This window comes from Cedecea neteri NBRC 105707 = ATCC 33855, from assembly GCF_001571265.1.
Taxonomy (GTDB): domain Bacteria; phylum Pseudomonadota; class Gammaproteobacteria; order Enterobacterales; family Enterobacteriaceae; genus Cedecea; species Cedecea neteri.
In genome coordinates, this window is record NZ_BCTL01000026.1 from 37,068 (window position 1) to 52,037 (window position 14,970).

A 14,970-nucleotide genomic window follows, 5' to 3' on the forward strand; every position below is an offset into this window, starting at 1 on the left:
TACCTTGTCAGGTAAGCACCGAACCGCGCCCGCAAACGCCTGGTTCGCGGTCTGTTTTAACGTTATCTGCGCGGTAGGGTTACGTTGATAAAACGGTATTACTGGCGGCCTGAATGGCCAAAACCGCCTTCGCCACGGTCGCTGGCGTCAAAATCTTCGACCAGGTTAAATTCGGCCTGTACAACAGGTACAAAGACCATCTGCGCAATGCGTTCGCCCGGCTGAATGGTGAAGCTGTCCTGGCCGCGGTTCCAGACAGAAACCATCAGCTGGCCTTGATAATCGGAGTCAATCAGCCCCACCAGGTTACCCAGCACAACGCCGTGTTTGTGGCCCAGACCGGAGCGAGGCAGGATAACCGCGGCCAGGGAGGCGTCCGCAATGTGAATAGCCAGGCCGGTTGGCAGCAGCGTTGTTGCACCAGGTGCAAGTTCTACGGCGTCATCCAGGCAAGCACGCAGGTCAAGACCGGCAGAGCCGGAGGTGGCATAGGTTGGCAGTGGGAACTGCTGACCAACACGCGGGTCGAGAATTTTAACGTCGATTTTTTTCATCATAGCGGGTAATGATCTCGTCCAGTAAAAGGTGGCCAAGGAGTGCTTTACGCTCAAGCGGTAAGACTTTGTCTCCCTCCTGCCAGAAAAGGTGCAATGCGTTGCTGTCACTATTAAACCCTTGATTATTCTGAGATACGTCATTGGCGCAGATCAGATCCAGGTTTTTAGCGGCACGCTTTTTCCGGGCGTATTCTTCCACATTATTTGTTTCGGCGGCAAACCCTACTACATAGGGCCGCCCTTCGGAAAGTGCCGCGACCCCGGCGACCACATCCGGGTTCTTAACCATTTTCAGCGTAATTTCATCGCCTTGCTTTTTAATCTTCTCGTCAGCAACAACCGCAGCGCGGTAGTCGGCAACGGCGGCGCAGCCAATGAATATATGCTGCCCGTCGACGCGGTTTTGGACCACCTCATTCATTTCCAGCGCCGTAGTGACGTCAATGCGGTTGACCCATGCTGGAGTAGGCAGATTTACCGGGCCGGAAATCAGGGTGACGTTGGCCCCGCGTGCGGCGGCGGCGGCGGCTATAGCAAACCCCATCTTTCCAGAGCTGTCGTTCGTAATGTATCTGACGGGATCAAGGCGTTCGCGAGTGGGGCCGGCGGTAATCATGACGTTCAGATGTTGCAGATCTTTGACTACGGAGAAATGTTCAACGGCCATATCAACGAGCGTTAGCGGATCCAACATGCGGCCTGGCCCGATATCCCCACAGGCCTGGCTTCCGCTATCCGGACCCCAAATCAGGAGGCCACGAGAGCTTAGCACGTCCAAATTATGTTGGGTGGCTGCCGCACGGAACATTTGTTGGTTCATTGCCGGAACAACGGCAACCGGGGCAGCTGTTGCCAGGCAAATAGTGCTGACAAGGTCGTTTGCCATTCCTACTGCTACGCGCGCAATCAGGTCTGCTGTCGCAGGTGCGAGTATCACTAAATCTGCCCATTTGCCGAGTTCGATGTGGCCCATTGCGGCTTCTGCCGCGGGATCTAGCAAACTGTCGGACACCGGATAACCGGACACTGCTTGCAAACTTAGTGGCGTGATGAAGGCCTTCGCCGCCTCGGTCATTACCACTCGTACATCCGCTCCGCGATCGCGCAGACGACGAACCAGCTCAGGTGTTTTATAGGCAGCAATACCGCCGCTGACACCAAGAACAATTTTCTTGCCGGAAAGTCCCATCATGATTTTTATCCGTTGGAAGTCACAGTCGAATGGCCATTTTATCACAATCCCTGACATGCGCCTTTTTGCAGTTTGCGAGGCGTTACGCAAGACCAAAACCTGCGGGTCGCCGGATAAGAAAAAAGTCCGCATGATGGGAGTGATGAGAGAGGAAGAGGTATGATGAACAGGGATCTTGAGATTGAAAAAGCGCATTTACCCAGGGAAAAACTGCTGCAATTCGGCGTCGGTTCTCTCACGGACACTGAGTTGCTGGCGCTCTTTCTGCGCACGGGCCACCAGGGAATGCACGTTCTTGTTTTTGCCAATATGCTGTTGCGTGAGTTTGGTTCCCTGCACCGCTTGTTGTCGGCAGATTATTCCCACTTCAAGAACGTGAAGGGGATTGGCGAAGCAAAATACACTCAACTAAACGCAATTGCCGAGCTGGCGAGGCGTTATTATTCTTCTCAGGGCGTTAAAGAACTCTCTTTGCTTACGCCTGGGAAAGTGCGGGAGTATGTTCAGAGTCAGTTGACGACTGAACAGCGTGAAATCTTTATGGTGCTGTTTTTGAATAATCAGCATCAGGTTATTAAATGTGAGCGTTTGTTCGCCGGAACGCTAAGCCACGTTGAGGTTCACCCGAGAGAAATTGTCCGCGAAGCGATGAAATGCAACGCCGGTGCCATTATACTGGCGCACAACCACCCGTCAGGTAAGGCCGAACCCAGTAAAGCAGACCGGGCTATTACGGAACGTATCGTAAAAGTTTGTCTGTTTATGGAAATTCGAGTGCTTGATCATCTGGTTATTGGTCACGGAGAATACGTTTCTTTCGCTGAACGAGGGTGGATTTAAGCCGTCAGGCGCGATCCATAGGGATCTTTGTCTGTTCGGGACTTGAGCACATGCCTCACACAGCGTATACTACGCCACCTTTGAGAATCTCGGGTTTGGCATTATGCGCCTGGCACTGTGGTTCACATTGAACCGCCAGGGACCAGGCTTGCAGCCTGACGAGGCGCCTAACCCTATACGAAGCTCGAGCTAATTTGATTTTTGGAGAATAGACATGTCCCGAGTCTGCCAAGTTACTGGCAAGCGTCCGGCGACCGGTAATAACCGTTCCCACGCACTGAACGCGACTAAACGCCGTTTCCTGCCGAACCTGCACTCTCACCGTTTTTGGGTTGAGAGCGAGAAGCGTTTTGTCACCCTGCGCGTATCTGCTAAAGGTATGCGTGTAATCGATAAGAAAGGCATCGATACAGTTCTGTCCGAACTGCGTGCCCGTGGCGAAAAGTACTAAGTACTTAGAGGAAATAAATCATGGCTAAAGGTATTCGTGAGAAAATCAAGCTGGTTTCTTCTGCTGGTACTGGTCACTTCTATACCACCACGAAGAACAAACGTACTAAGCCGGAAAAACTGGAACTGAAAAAGTTCGATCCAGTTGTCCGTCAGCACGTTGTATACAAAGAAGCCAAAATTAAATAATTCTGGTAACTTTGTTGAAGAAACCCGGCTCAGGCCGGGTTTTTTTATGTCTGCTTTCCGGAGGAGAGATGCCTGAATTACCAGAGGTAGAAACCAGTCGACGCGGTATCGAGCCGCATCTGGTGGGTGAAACCATCTTGCATGCCGTTGTACGTAATGCCCGGCTACGCTGGCCGGTTTCTGAAGAAATACATGCTCTGAGCGATAAGCCGGTGTTGAGCGTGCAGCGTCGCGCGAAGTATTTGCTGCTGGAGCTCCCGGACGGCTGGATAATCATTCATCTGGGAATGTCCGGCAGCCTGAGGATCCTCGCGGAGGAGCTTCCCGCGGAAAAACACGATCATGTTGATCTGATCATGAGCAACGGCAAAGTCCTGCGCTACACCGATCCCCGCCGTTTTGGGGCCTGGCTGTGGGTTAAAGAGCTTGAAGGTAGCAATGTACTGTCTCACCTTGGGCCAGAACCGTTGAGTGAGGCATTCAGTGCAGAATACCTTCGCGAAAAATCGGCCAAAAAGAAAACGGCTATTAAGCCCTGGCTGATGGATAACAAATTGGTTGTTGGGGTAGGGAATATCTATGCCAGCGAATCTTTGTTCGCGGCGGGGATCCATCCTGACCGCAGCGCGCAGTCGCTATCCCAAAAAGAGTCTGAAACCCTGGTCGCAGCAATCAAAGCAGTATTACAACGCTCAATAGAGCAAGGTGGAACGACTTTAAAAGACTTCCTCCAGTCTGATGGCAAACCGGGCTATTTTGCTCAGGAGCTGCAGGTCTATGGGCGAGAAGGAGAGCCTTGTCGGGTATGCGGTACGCCGATTGTCGCCGCTAAGCACGCTCAGCGTAGCACTTACTATTGTCGTCGCTGTCAGCGATAGCTATTTAAGCCTTTCGAGAAGCGCTTTACAGACATGTTCTGGCAGGAAGTGAGCGACATCTCCGTGATGGCGTGCCACTTCTTTGACCAGAGAAGAGGAAACAAACGACCATTCTTTGGATGGCATCAGGAATACGCTTTCCAGTTCTGGCATGAGATGGCGATTCATGTGCGCCAGCTGCATTTCATATTCAAAATCTGCTGCGGTACGTAACCCACGAACTAGCACGTTTGCCTGTTGCTTGCGTGCAAAGCTAGCCATTAAATCGCTGAAGCCCAGAACCTGAACGTTGGGTAAATGTGCAACCGCCTGCTGTGCAAGCGCGACGCGTTCATCGAGGGTGAATAAGGCGTTCTTGCTGGGGCTTGCCGCAATGGCAAGGATCACCTGATCAAACATACTGGCTGCACGGGTAACGATATCAATATGACCGTTGGTGATAGGATCGAACGTCCCCGGATAGATTGCCCGCTTTTGCATATCTGACCTTAGTGTGTTTTAGGGGGGAGATAAGGTTCCAGTAGCTGCAACAGGCGCTGTAATGCACCCTGGTTCTGGTAAAGCACTTCCACAGCATGGCGCCCGTAGAAGTTACGATAATCCTCATCTGTGAGCAAAGACGCAATCTCTTTTACTAATGACTGCTCGTCGGTCACGGTGATTAGGCCATCGGCCTGCGACAGACGTGCACAGATATCTTTGAAATTGAAGGTATGTGGGCCCATTAACACTGGAATAGCGTGTGCGGCTGGTTCGAGCGGATTATGGCCACCTCGTTCAACTAACGAACCACCAACAAAGGCCAAATCAGCAATCCCATATAGCAGCATCAGCTCACCCATTGTATCGCCAATGACGACCTGCGTACTGGAGGACGGAACTTCCCCAGAAGAGCGAGTGATGAAGCTCAATCCTGCATTTCTGACAAGGTTAATGGCGTCAGGGAAGCGTTCCGGGTGGCGCGGAACCAGAATCAGCAATAAATTAGGAAACTGCTGTAAAAGCGACTGATGAGCCTGAACGATAATGCTTTCTTCGCCTTCATGCGTGCTGGTGGCTATCCAGACAGGGCGGTGCGGTGCCCACTGGCGGCGAAGCGTGACGGCACGAGCGGCCAGTTGAGGTGTCACAGAAATATCAAATTTAAGGCTGCCGGTAACCGTCAATTGGCTTCGTTTTGCACCTAGCGAGATGAAGCGTTCACCGTCTTCTTCATTCTGTGCGGCGATCAGCGTAATGCGCTGCAGTAGCGTTCGGACAAAGTCACCAAGTTTTGCGTAGCCTTTCGCCGAGCGTGCGGAAAGTCTGGCATTGGCAATCACTAGCGGAATATAGCGTTTGTGTAGCGCGGCGATCAGGTTCGGCCAAAGTTCGGTCTCCATAATAAGCACTAGCTTTGGATCGACTTTATCCAGGAAACGATTTAGCGCACACGGCAAATCGTAAGGCAGATAGACGTGCTGGACGTCTTCTCCGAAAGCGGACATGACCCTTTCTGAGCCAGTTGGTGTCATTGTCGTTACGGTAATCGGTAACTCTGGATAGCGGTGGCGAAGAGCGCGAACCAGAGGGATTGCGGCCAGCGTTTCCCCCACTGAGACCGAATGCAGCATGATGCCGCCGGGCTTGAGCGGCTTTTTATAGAAGCCGTAGCGCTCGCCAATGCGTTTGCGGTATGCCGGGGCTTTACGACCGCGCACCCACAATCGCAGCCAAATGAGTGGCTGTATGAGGTAAAGCAGTATGGTGTAAAGCAATTGGAGCATAGGACACGGCTGGCATTATGAATGTGCTGGGGATTCTATGTATTTAACCTGAGCTTTGCCATTACTTTTGCGGGATTTGGGCTAAAACCGGATGGATGCCTCCAGCCGACGGTATGTCAGCTATGTATTGCACCTAAATTTTTGAACGGGTGAATAGTGCGAAAGTCAAAAGTGGGGTGATAGTTTGGTTGAATAAGAGAGGATTGATTTAATTATATTATTTATCATTGATTTATGCTGTTGTCTGTATCCTTCGGCATGGGTAGAGATAAGTGATACACTACGCACGAAAATGGACACGTTGTCAGTGAACAGGTAGCTGTAGAGCCTGGGGCGGTAGCGTGCTTTTTTTGTTTAAACAATTCCGGAACCTCATACCAAAAGAGCCTCTTGTGGAAAAGCTATTCAAAAATATCTTGATCATTAAAATGCGATTTCATGGGGACATGTTGCTGACAACGCCAGTAATCAGTACTGTAAAACGTAACTACCCCGACGCAAAAATTGATGTGTTACTGTATGATGATACAAAACCAATTTTGTCAGAAAATTCAGAAATAAATACGCTGCTGGGTATTAGCAATAAAAAACAATCAACCAGAAATAAAGTAGATAATTTTTATCACTTGTTAAAAACATTACGCAAAAATAAATATGATTTAGTGATAAATTTAACCGATCAATGGGTGATAGCTTTATTAGTTCGTTTCCTCTCTGCTGGTATAAAACTTTCTCACGACTTTCCTCATCGTCAAAAGGCTTTCTGGGTAAATAGCTTTACTCATCTCGTTCCTATTGTTGGCGATCATGTTGTTGAGCGAAATTTGTCTGTACTTGCCCCTTTGGGAATCAAAGACTATGTTACTGAGCTTTCAATGCATTATAAAGAAGCTGACTGGGATAATATCCAGGAGCAACTGAATAAGCTTGATGTCACGCAGCAGTACATTGTGATTCAGCCTACGGCAAGACAGATTTTTAAATGTTGGGATAACATTAAGTTTAGTAAGCTAATTGACTATATTCATGATTGTGGGTACTCAGTTGTTCTGACTTCAGGACCAGGTAAGGAAGACTTGGATTGTATCCATGAGATCGCTACTGAATGTAGAATAGCGCCAGTGACAGCATTGGCTGGTAAAACAACATTTCCTGAATTGGCTGCTCTAATTCAACACGCGGCTTTATTTGTCGGTGTCGATTCTGCGCCTATGCACATTGCGGCTGCCGTGCATACGCCTATTATATGCTTGTTCGGGGCGACAGATCATATTGCATGGCGCCCCTGGACTAATAATATGATTTTGCTTTGGGCTGGAAACTATCAGGCCATGCCTTCAAGAGACAACCTCGATCGTAGTAAAAAATATCTCTCGGTTATTCCAGCGGAAGATGTCATTAAAGCTGTGAATCAGGTTTTAAATGGCGACGTTCTCCGCGCATAGGGAAATTCATTATGATTATTGCAATTTGTCTTTATAAATATTTCCCTTATGGTGGATTGCAGCGTGATTTTATGCGAATCGCCTCGACTATTGCGAATCGTGGGCATCACGTTAGAGTCTATACTCGCTCATGGCAAGGAGAGCGTTCACCTGATTTTGAGTATGTTGATGTCCCTGTCTCAGCATATTCAAATCATAAGCGTGATAAGCAGTACTCAGCATGGGTATTAGCGCATTTATCCCAGCATCCTGTAGATTGTGTTCTTGGTTTCAATAAAATGCCAGGGCTGGATTATTATTATGCTGCAGATATCTGTTATGTTGCAAAAGTCGCAAAAGAAAAAGGTTTCTTTTATCGTTTAACCGGGCGATATAAACATTACTCTAAGTTTGAGGATGCTGTATTCCATCGGGGCGGGAAAACAAAGCTGCTTATGCTTACCGGTAATCAAATAAGTGATTTTAAACGCTTTTATAATACCGAGCCAGAACGTTTTCAGCATCTCCCGCCGGGTGTTTATCCGGACCGAAAATACAGTAATCAGGAGCATAATAGCAGAAATATTTATCGCGAAAAAAATGGCATAACCGATGATTGTTTTCTGGCGCTCCAGGTCGGCTCTGATTTCTCAAGAAAAGGAGTCGACCGATCTATAGTAGCTCTTGCAGCATTACCTGAAGAAATACGTAAGCGAACCAGGTTATTTGTTGTTGGCCAGGATGAACCCCGCACATTTGCCGCCTTAGCCGAAAAGTTAGGGGTAAAAGATAATGTACATTTCTTCGCTGGCCGGGATGATGTTGCCAGTTTAATGACGGCAGCAGATATATTAATTCATCCGGCTAAACAAGAAGCGGCAGGGATTGTATTGGTAGAAGCGATTGCCGCTGGTTTGCCTGTATTGGTGACCGAGTGTTGTGGCTATGCACATTATATTGCTTCAGCCCAATGCGGCGTTGTGTGCGGTGAGCCCTTCCAGCAGGATGTCCTGAATCAGGCAATGTATGAAGCATTGTCTGACGCCTCTCTTCGGGAAGAATGGAGAAGGAATGCCAGACATTATACTGATACTCAAGATCTTTTTAGCTTACCAGAACATGTAGCGGATATAATCACAGGTAAAATTGATGGTTGAATTAAAAGAGCCGTTTGCCACGCTGTGGCAGGGAAAAAACCCATTTGTTGAGGTGAAAAAGCTTCAGGGTGAAGTTTTTCGTGAATTAGAAACCCGCCGTACGCTGCGTTTTGTCTGTGGGGAAAAAGAATATTTTCTTAAATGGCACTCTGGTACGACTTATCATGAGGTCTTTAAGAATTTACTGTCTTTTCGTCTACCTGTTCTTGGTGCTGATAGAGAATGGAAGGCAATACATCGCCTGGCTGAGTTAGGCGTCGATACTATGCAGGGTGTTGCCTATGGAGAGAGGGGATGGAATCCTGTTAAAAAAACATCATTTATTATTACGGAAGCACTAACGCCGACAGTGAGTCTGGAAGATTATTGTGATAGTTGGCGTGACAACCCTCCCAGTCTAAGTATTAAAATCCTACTAATACAGCGTGTTGCTGAGATGGTTCGCAAGATGCATTTAGGCGGAGTTAATCACCGGGACTGTTACCTTTGCCATTTCCTGTTACATTTACCCCTTGGCGTTAATGCAGAGAGTTTGAAAATATCTGTCATAGATTTACATCGGGCACAAATAAGAAAAAAAGTGCCCTTGCGTTGGCGCAATAAAGATTTAATTGGGCTTTATTTTTCATCATCAAAAATTAAGATAACTGACCGCGATGTATATAGATTCTTAAAGGTTTATTTCAATAGTAATTTGAGAGAAATCTTAAAAAGAGAGCATTCTTTCATTCGTCAGGCATCTGAAAAAGCTAAATATATTGCTGAGCGAACTGTGCGTAAATCTTTGTAGTGTCAGTTTTTGATGATGCAGAATCTACAGCTTAAATGATGAAGTTAGATTCTACATCACAAGTTAAATTTTAAATTTATAGGGTTTATATGTTTTCAAGTGCTAATGTACAGCGTTATAAGAATAAATATACTGTATGTTTATTGCTTTTATCATTCTTGATTCTGTGTTTTATTTGGCCTGTTCAAAGTAACATCCTGCCCGCAAACAGGAACTTTATAATTTACCTCAGTGTAATTCTCACTCTATTTCTATACAGTAAGAAAAAATACATTCAATATGAATTAGATCAGGGCGGCAGATATGGTATCTATTTGCTTGTTGCCTTTCTGGTATTTACATTAGTCAACGGTTTTTTTGTTGCCCCCAATCTCTTAGAAATGGTCAGAAGCTGGCAAGGGCAATATTTACGGGCTGGATTATTGTTCTTTGTTGGGCTGTATTTATATCCGATTTGTAGTTATCACTTTAAAGGCTTTAACAAAAACAAGCTGTTTTCGTACGTTATACTTTCTTCTTTGATTATAGTCTTTATTCAGTTGCTACAATTCTTATATTTTTATCTTAAAACTGGTGAGCTTTTGTGGGGCGAGACATGGAGTGTTCCTAGCCGTACTGAAATGAGCTTTCAGATCAATCTTGTAACGGGTTTACTACTGGCCGAGATAGCTTGTAGAGTATTCCTGCATCGTCAGTTTCTAATATTTAAAACATGGTTAATTACCACTGCTATTATTTTGTGTTTTATCTGTTCAGTCATCATTAAAACCCGCTGGGGAACTGTTGGGATGATTGGTAGTACAATTTCTATTTGCTTTTTTATTGCGTTAAAGGAATTGAGTAAAAAAAACCTGCCAAAGCTGCTTTCAGCATTTGTATTAATAACTATCACCGTCGGCGCTATAGGTTACACTTCCTGGCATCAGGACAGTCGTTGGAAAACCCTGAGTATGGATATGGTGGCGGGTTGGAACATCGATATGCATAGCCGCTGTTATAATGGTTTTGATGGTCCAGCGATGCAGGATAAAAATGGGCGAATCATGGACGATTCGAATAGCTGTCGAGCATCTTTTTTCCATCAGGGAATTGAGTTAATTACAGAAAATCCATTTGGTAGCGGCCCGCGTAAAGATGCCTTCTTAGTGCTCTTACAAAAAGAATTTAATGACCCAATTATTCAACAATCCAATAGTCATTATGGGTTAATCGATGTTACGCTTCAGAATGGTGTTCTCGGGTTAATTATCTGGTTAGCATTTGTTTTTTCTATGATACTGATTGGATGGAGAAAGTTTTCACGTGAATCGAATGTTATTGGTCTGTATTTGTCATTATTTACGGTGAGCTTCTTATTCCGCTCTAGTGTGGATAATATGATGCGAGATCATTTCCTTGAGCAAAATTTGGCTCTGACTGGACTGATGCTTGGTTTGATTTTTACTCCAAAAATGTCTCGGGATGAAAAATGAAAGTGTTAATTATTCGTAGAGATAATATCGGTGATTTGATATTAACAACACCACTTATTTCTACGCTTGCAAAAGAACTGAATTGTAAAGTGGGTTTATTGGTTAATACCTATAATAAATCTATTCTTGAGCATAATCCCAATGTAGGAAAGGTTTTTTTGTACAGTAAACTTCATCATCGTACGGAGGGGACGTCAAAAATAAATGTTCTCTTCCAGAGACTGAAGACTATTATTAGCTTGCGCCGTGAGAAATATGATGTTGCGATCGTTGCGAAAGAGCGTTGGGATAAACGTCCATTATTGTGGGCTAAGTTATCCGGGGCGAAAAGAGTTATCGCGATAGGTAACAACTGTCCAGATAGCATCACTGATGCAATTCCCGAAACGGAAGAGAAGCTGCACTTAGTTAACTTATTGGCCAGGCTGGGGACTCCTCTTGGTTGTACATCGGCACCGGGTCCATTAGAGCTGTATGTTACGGAAGAAGAAGTTAATGCGATCAAGTCAAAAATAAACTTTCCTGAAGATAATCTACCGGTATATGGCTTACAAATTAGCTCTCGTAGAATCGAGCAGCAGTGGCCAAAAGAGCTTTTTGTTGAATTTGCTCGTCGATTAGCAGAAAGAGAGTCTTGCCATATTCTTCTGTTTTGGTCACCAGGAAAATCTGATAATCAACAGCATCCTGGTGATGATGAAAAAGCTGAATTTATTCTTGAGCAATGTGCAGATCTTCCAATTATTGCGGTAAAAACAAAGAATGTGCGTGAGTTAATGGCCGGAATGGCGTTATGCGACCAGATTGTCACGAGCGATGGTGGTGCATTACATATTGCTGCTGGTGTGCAGAAACCTATCGTTGCGTTGTTTGGTAATAGGGCCGAATGGCTTTGGACGCCATGGGGCGTACCGTTCGAAATGTTGCAGGGCAGGGATTACGATGTCAGAAATATCAGTGTTGATGATGTGATGAACCGCTTCGTTGCATTACGTGAACGCGTGAAAGATTAATAAAATCAAGCCTGATAAGGCAATGATATCTCAATCTGTTTTAGAATAATTTAAATGGGTATTGCTTAATGATTAGAGCATTTAGGAAAAGGATCCAGCTATGGCTGGTTAATTTTTTTCTAATTATCTACACTCGTCAAAAGGATCTGTATTCAAGTCGACGTGTATTTGAACTCGATGATAAGAGCGATTTCAATAATATACTAATATACTCTTCTACCGCTCTTGGGGATTTTATGATGAATTCCCCTGCCATTCATGAGATTAGAAAGAGATACCCTTCTGCAAATATTACCTTAGTGTGTAATAAGAAAATGTATAGTTTTCTTAAGGACGGGGCAGAGTGGGATAATTTAATCGATTGGGATAACAAACTTACTACACTTTTTAAATTAGTGAAGGAAATTAAAAAGCATGGTTCCCCTGAGTTAACCGTTATTCTCCATTCTCATACGCCATATGATTTCTTAAGTGCTATATTGTCCGGTACGAAGTATGTTTTCGTGGATAATGATAAGCAAGATTTGCCGCTTGTCAGCAAATGGGCGACGAACCGTATTAATAAATTTGTAGGGCACACTATTCAGCGGAAGTTGGAGTTAATTTCTCCCCTGTTAGACTCAAAACCTGATAACAGTATGCGTCTTCCATTTTCGGTAGAAAAGACCATTACTGAAAGTGATGCTAACTATAGGTGGATTGGTTTCCAGATGGGGGCTTCATCCTATAAAAAATGTTGGCCCGTTCAGCGATTTGCCACACTAGCAAGCCAACTCTTTACTTCTCCGGATGTGAGAATTGTACTGATAGGGGCGCCGAATGAGCGTCCTTTGCAAGACGAGTTCATGCAAAATCTGGATCCTTGCTTCCATGACAGAGTGAGACCTTTGATTGGCGAAACGACGCTAAAGGAATTAATCCAGGAAGTTAAAAATATGGATCTGTTGGTGACTTCTGATACCGGGCCTATGCACCTTGCGGTGGCGATGCAGATACCTACCGTCAGTATGTTTGTTATTACTTCCCCTTATCTGTATGGACCTTTCCAGGATCCACAATTACATTCGGTCATTTATAAAGCCTATACTGTTCTGGATGAATTGAAATATAAGTCAGCGCTAGAGAAAATTAGCTGTGATGAAGTACTGAGCCGGATAACAGACTACTTTAATAAGAAGGCATAAATACTATACACCCTGATGTTGCCCAGGCATTCGGGGTGTTTATTTGAATGTGCTCTGAATTTTTTCTAATACTTCTCGTGAGGAGAGTTTTGACATCTTGTCGTCTGGGGCGTTACACACTTCCTGGTTTTTCCCATACCCGCCAATCAGCCCCGGATCTGTCGGTCCGTAAAGCGTGATATTCGGGCGGTCTAATGCTGCGGTAAGATGGCTTAATCCTGTATCAACGGAAACCACATATTTTGCCCCCGCCAACACTTTGGCCACTTCTTCAAGCGTCATTTTCGGTAAGACGTCTACAAAATCAAACCCTTCCGCCAACCGCTTTGCTCTCGCTTCTTCATGTGGCGCTCCCCACGGAAGCTTAATGCGAACCCCTGAACCCTCCAGCAGGCCAATTAGCTCACGCCAGTGCGTCTCCGGCCAGTGTTTATCATCTCGTGTAGTCGCATGTAAGAATACGGCATATTGACCATTACCCGCGTTCAGCGAGTTCAGGAAATGCGGTGCGATTGCATAATCGCCCTGCCGATCGGATTGGGTATATCCCAAACTCTTAGCAAAAAGCTCACGCACGCGTTCTACGGCGTGTTGCTGCCTGGCCACGCTATGTCTTACGTTGTAGAACAGACTGGCTAATGGCTCACGTGCGCTGTTCCAGTCCATGCCGTGTTTTCTACCCTGTGCCTTACGAGTGACCAGCGCGGCACTCTTTACCAGGCCTTGAGCATCGATAATGCAGTCATATTCTCGGGCCTTCAGTGCCTGGTAGAATGCTTTGCGTTCGGCGCGTGTTTTCGACGAAAACCAGCTTTTACGCCAGCGACGGATCGCAACCGGGAATACTTTATCCACGGCCGGGTGCCAGCTCGGGATCTGGGCAAAGCCTTCTTCAACTACCCAATCGAATTTGATACCCGGAATGGCATGCATCGCATCCGTCAGCGCAGGAAGAGAATGGAGCACATCGCCCATGGAGGACGTTTTAACGAGAAGTACACGCATCAGTCTTCCTTGCTGCTGGTTAGCAGTTCAGTCAATGTCACCAGCACACTTTCGGGCGTAATATCGATCAGGCTCTGATGATATCCTTCCTCAGCATCGCCTTTACGGACTTTATGATAGCCACCGATCAGGCGAATAACCCTCGCTTTATGGGAAAGCGGTGGCGTGAAATCTGGGCTGCTAGGGCCATAAAGTGCCACCAGTGGGCGGTCGAGTGCTGCCGCGACGTGCATCAGGCCGGAGTCATTAGTGACTACGCCCTGGCAAGCTGCGAGCAAGATAACGGCCTGCTCAAGCTGGGTATCTCCAGCAAGGTTGCGGCACCATGCCTGTTGCTCAGTGCTGAGGGCAGCAAGAATCTCTTTACCCGCGTCTTTATCTTTGGCGGAGCCGAAAAGCACAACCTGATAGCCAGCATCAATGAGTTTTGCCGCGAGCGCGGCATAATGATAGTGCGGCCACCGTTTTGCCGGGCCGAACTCTGCCCCGGGGCAGAAACCTATCATCGGGCGCTGTTGCTCAAGGTTAAAGGCGGCACAGGCCTGTGTTTTTTCACCTTCACTAACGTGCAGTTGAGGCCACAGCATTGGCTGCGGGAGATCTTTAGCCGACTGCATTACACCCTTGTCGTAACCTAAGGCGACGTAGCGTTCTACCATTAAAGGCCAGGCTTCTTTATCCAACTTGCGGCTGTCATTTAGCAGGCCATAGCGCATTTCGCCCAGCCAGCCGGTGCGATGGGGGATGTTGGCAAAAAAGGGAACCAGTGCGGATTTGAACGAGTTTGGCAGGACGTAAGCGCGATCGTAGCGCTTATCTCGAAGGCTATGACCGAGACGGCGACGTTCTGCGATTTGCAGCGCACCGTGACCCAGTGGCATAGCAATCGCTTCGTTCACTTCCGGCATACGCGATAATAGCGGACGGCACCACGCGGGTGCCATCACGTCAATGATCGCCTGGGGATAGCGTGCCTTGAGCGTGCGATAGAGACTTTGCGACATCATCATGTCGCCCACCCATGACGGGCCAATCACCAGAATCTTCATACTT

16 protein-coding genes are annotated in these 14,970 nt (G+C 46.6%); 10 read left to right on the forward strand and 6 right to left on the reverse strand.

Annotation, left to right across the window (positions count from 1 at the left end):
- Positions 1-98: 98 nt before the first annotated feature.
- Together dut and coaBC are read right to left on the reverse strand one after the other, a co-directional pair.
- Entirely contained in the window at positions 99-557 is a 459-nt protein-coding gene (gene dut, locus CNE01S_RS12090) for a dUTP diphosphatase (protein ID WP_034808728.1), read from the reverse strand.
- Positions 535-1,746, reverse strand: coding sequence for a bifunctional phosphopantothenoylcysteine decarboxylase/phosphopantothenate--cysteine ligase CoaBC (gene coaBC, locus CNE01S_RS12095; protein WP_096754216.1), 1,212 nt, complete (start codon positions 1,744-1,746; stop codon positions 535-537). The genes dut and coaBC overlap by 23 nt, the downstream gene beginning before the upstream one ends.
- Before the next feature lie 165 nt (positions 1,747-1,911).
- On the opposite strand from coaBC, the gene radC reads away from it, so the two are divergent.
- From radC to mutM, 4 genes are all read left to right on the forward strand, one after another.
- Positions 1,912-2,589 (forward strand): RadC family protein, encoded by a 678-nt coding sequence (gene radC, locus CNE01S_RS12100; RefSeq protein ID WP_061276382.1) that lies wholly within the window; start codon positions 1,912-1,914, stop codon positions 2,587-2,589.
- A gap of 214 nt (positions 2,590-2,803) precedes the next feature.
- The gene (rpmB, locus tag CNE01S_RS12105) at positions 2,804-3,040 is read left to right on the forward strand and encodes a 50S ribosomal protein L28 (protein WP_008457442.1); all 237 of its coding nucleotides are present in this window, start codon (positions 2,804-2,806) and stop codon (positions 3,038-3,040) included.
- A 20-nt stretch (positions 3,041-3,060) separates the two neighbouring features.
- Positions 3,061-3,228 carry a 50S ribosomal protein L33 gene (rpmG, locus tag CNE01S_RS12110; protein WP_002436700.1) on the forward strand — a complete coding sequence of 56 codons (168 nt, stop codon included), beginning with the start codon at positions 3,061-3,063 and terminating at the stop codon, positions 3,226-3,228.
- A 68-nt stretch (positions 3,229-3,296) separates the two neighbouring features.
- The gene (gene mutM / locus CNE01S_RS12115; protein WP_061276281.1) at positions 3,297-4,106 is read left to right on the forward strand and encodes a bifunctional DNA-formamidopyrimidine glycosylase/DNA-(apurinic or apyrimidinic site) lyase; all 810 of its coding nucleotides are present in this window, start codon (positions 3,297-3,299) and stop codon (positions 4,104-4,106) included.
- On the opposite strand, the gene coaD is transcribed toward mutM, so the two are convergent.
- A complete protein-coding gene (gene coaD / locus CNE01S_RS12120; protein WP_061276283.1) occupies positions 4,107-4,586 on the reverse strand; it encodes a pantetheine-phosphate adenylyltransferase in 480 nt (159 codons plus the stop codon).
- Positions 4,587-4,594: 8 nt separating this feature from the next.
- On the reverse strand, positions 4,595-5,872 hold the full coding sequence (gene waaA / locus CNE01S_RS12125) for a lipid IV(A) 3-deoxy-D-manno-octulosonic acid transferase (RefSeq protein WP_061276285.1): 1,278 nt from the start codon (positions 5,870-5,872) through the stop codon (positions 4,595-4,597).
- Positions 5,873-6,300: 428 nt separating this feature from the next.
- Between waaA and rfaQ the strand changes: the two genes are divergently transcribed.
- The 6 genes from rfaQ to CNE01S_RS12155 all read left to right on the forward strand — a co-directional run bounded on the left by rfaQ (position 6,301) and on the right by CNE01S_RS12155 (position 12,912).
- A complete protein-coding gene (gene rfaQ / locus CNE01S_RS12130) occupies positions 6,301-7,317 on the forward strand; it encodes a lipopolysaccharide core heptosyltransferase RfaQ (protein WP_425430215.1) in 1,017 nt (338 codons plus the stop codon).
- A gap of 11 nt (positions 7,318-7,328) precedes the next feature.
- On the forward strand, positions 7,329-8,453 hold the full coding sequence (locus CNE01S_RS12135) for a glycosyltransferase family 4 protein (RefSeq protein ID WP_061276287.1): 1,125 nt from the start codon (positions 7,329-7,331) through the stop codon (positions 8,451-8,453).
- Entirely contained in the window at positions 8,446-9,243 is a 798-nt protein-coding gene (rfaP, locus tag CNE01S_RS12140) for a lipopolysaccharide core heptose(I) kinase RfaP (protein WP_061276289.1), read from the forward strand. Before CNE01S_RS12135 ends, rfaP begins: the two co-directional genes overlap by 8 nt.
- Before the next feature lie 89 nt (positions 9,244-9,332).
- Positions 9,333-10,715, forward strand: coding sequence for an O-antigen ligase family protein (locus tag CNE01S_RS12145; RefSeq protein WP_061276291.1), 1,383 nt, complete (start codon positions 9,333-9,335; stop codon positions 10,713-10,715).
- Positions 10,712-11,728, forward strand: coding sequence for a glycosyltransferase family 9 protein (locus CNE01S_RS12150; RefSeq protein ID WP_061276293.1), 1,017 nt, complete (start codon positions 10,712-10,714; stop codon positions 11,726-11,728). Before CNE01S_RS12145 ends, CNE01S_RS12150 begins: the two co-directional genes overlap by 4 nt.
- Positions 11,729-11,964: 236 nt before the next feature.
- The gene (locus CNE01S_RS12155; protein WP_245874343.1) at positions 11,965-12,912 is read left to right on the forward strand and encodes a glycosyltransferase family 9 protein; all 948 of its coding nucleotides are present in this window, start codon (positions 11,965-11,967) and stop codon (positions 12,910-12,912) included.
- Between the two features lie 39 nt (positions 12,913-12,951).
- On the opposite strand, the gene rfaC is transcribed toward CNE01S_RS12155, so the two are convergent.
- Both rfaC and rfaF read right to left on the reverse strand, forming a co-directional pair.
- A complete protein-coding gene (gene rfaC / locus CNE01S_RS12160) occupies positions 12,952-13,917 on the reverse strand; it encodes a lipopolysaccharide heptosyltransferase RfaC (RefSeq protein ID WP_061276297.1) in 966 nt (321 codons plus the stop codon).
- Positions 13,917-14,966, reverse strand: a complete 1,050-nt coding sequence (gene rfaF, locus CNE01S_RS12165; protein WP_061276299.1) for an ADP-heptose--LPS heptosyltransferase RfaF — start codon at positions 14,964-14,966, stop codon at positions 13,917-13,919. Before rfaF ends, rfaC begins: the two co-directional genes overlap by 1 nt.
- Positions 14,967-14,970: the final 4 nt, after the last annotated feature.

Coding starts and splice junctions, on each gene's coding strand:
- dut (WP_034808728.1), bottom strand. CDS start 557: ATGATGAAAAAAATCGACGTTAAAATTCTCGACCCGCGTGTTGGTCAG.
- coaBC (WP_096754216.1), bottom strand. CDS start 1,746: ATGGGACTTTCCGGCAAGAAAATTGTTCTTGGTGTCAGCGGCGGTATT.
- radC (WP_061276382.1), top strand. CDS start 1,912: ATGAACAGGGATCTTGAGATTGAAAAAGCGCATTTACCCAGGGAAAAA.
- rpmB (WP_008457442.1), top strand. CDS start 2,804: ATGTCCCGAGTCTGCCAAGTTACTGGCAAGCGTCCGGCGACCGGTAAT.
- rpmG (WP_002436700.1), top strand. CDS start 3,061: ATGGCTAAAGGTATTCGTGAGAAAATCAAGCTGGTTTCTTCTGCTGGT.
- mutM (WP_061276281.1), top strand. CDS start 3,297: ATGCCTGAATTACCAGAGGTAGAAACCAGTCGACGCGGTATCGAGCCG.
- coaD (WP_061276283.1), bottom strand. CDS start 4,586: ATGCAAAAGCGGGCAATCTATCCGGGGACGTTCGATCCTATCACCAAC.
- waaA (WP_061276285.1), bottom strand. CDS start 5,872: ATGCTCCAATTGCTTTACACCATACTGCTTTACCTCATACAGCCACTC.
- rfaQ (WP_425430215.1), top strand. CDS start 6,301: ATGCGATTTCATGGGGACATGTTGCTGACAACGCCAGTAATCAGTACT.
- CNE01S_RS12135 (WP_061276287.1), top strand. CDS start 7,329: ATGATTATTGCAATTTGTCTTTATAAATATTTCCCTTATGGTGGATTG.
- rfaP (WP_061276289.1), top strand. CDS start 8,446: ATGGTTGAATTAAAAGAGCCGTTTGCCACGCTGTGGCAGGGAAAAAAC.
- CNE01S_RS12145 (WP_061276291.1), top strand. CDS start 9,333: ATGTTTTCAAGTGCTAATGTACAGCGTTATAAGAATAAATATACTGTA.
- CNE01S_RS12150 (WP_061276293.1), top strand. CDS start 10,712: ATGAAAGTGTTAATTATTCGTAGAGATAATATCGGTGATTTGATATTA.
- CNE01S_RS12155 (WP_245874343.1), top strand. CDS start 11,965: ATGATGAATTCCCCTGCCATTCATGAGATTAGAAAGAGATACCCTTCT.
- rfaC (WP_061276297.1), bottom strand. CDS start 13,917: ATGCGTGTACTTCTCGTTAAAACGTCCTCCATGGGCGATGTGCTCCAT.
- rfaF (WP_061276299.1), bottom strand. CDS start 14,966: ATGAAGATTCTGGTGATTGGCCCGTCATGGGTGGGCGACATGATGATG.